This is a genomic window from Bacillus sp. BS3(2021) (genome assembly GCF_021043345.1).
GTDB lineage: Bacteria > Bacillota > Bacilli > Bacillales > Bacillaceae > Bacillus > Bacillus paralicheniformis.
Window position 1 is genome coordinate 1 of sequence record NZ_JAJNDM010000026.1, and the last position, 433, is coordinate 433.

The following is a 433-nucleotide window of genomic DNA, read 5'->3' on the forward strand; positions in this document are numbered from 1 at the left end:
TTCTGTCCGGCTCAGGCAGGGCTTTTCTGTCCACTTTCCCGTTTTTGGTGAGCGGCAGCTTGTCCATGTTCACGAAATAGGCGGGAATCATATAATCCGGAAGCTTTTCACCTAAAAACCCTTTCAGCTCATCAAGGGAAATCTCACGCTTTGCCGTGATATAGGCGCAAATGTACGGGCGGTTCTCTCCGTCTTCTCTGACGGTAACGATCGTCTCGTTGATGTCTTCATGCATCTCCAACCGGCTTTCGATTTCGCCGAGTTCGATCCTGAAACCGCGGATTTTCACCTGATGGTCGATTCGGCCGATGAATTCGATATTGCCGTCAGGCAGCCATTTCGCTAAATCGCCCGTCTTGTACAGCCTTTCTCCCGGCATAAACGGATGCGGGATGAATTTTTCCGCCGTCAGTTCCTCGCGGTTTAAATATCC

At 50.6% G+C, this 433-nt stretch carries 1 protein-coding gene; it reads right to left on the reverse strand.

Going from position 1 to position 433, the window contains the following annotated elements; all coding sequences use genetic code 11:
- The coding region (locus tag LQ247_RS21995) for an AMP-binding enzyme (protein WP_231006605.1) at positions 1 to 433 on the reverse strand (433 nt) is incomplete at both ends.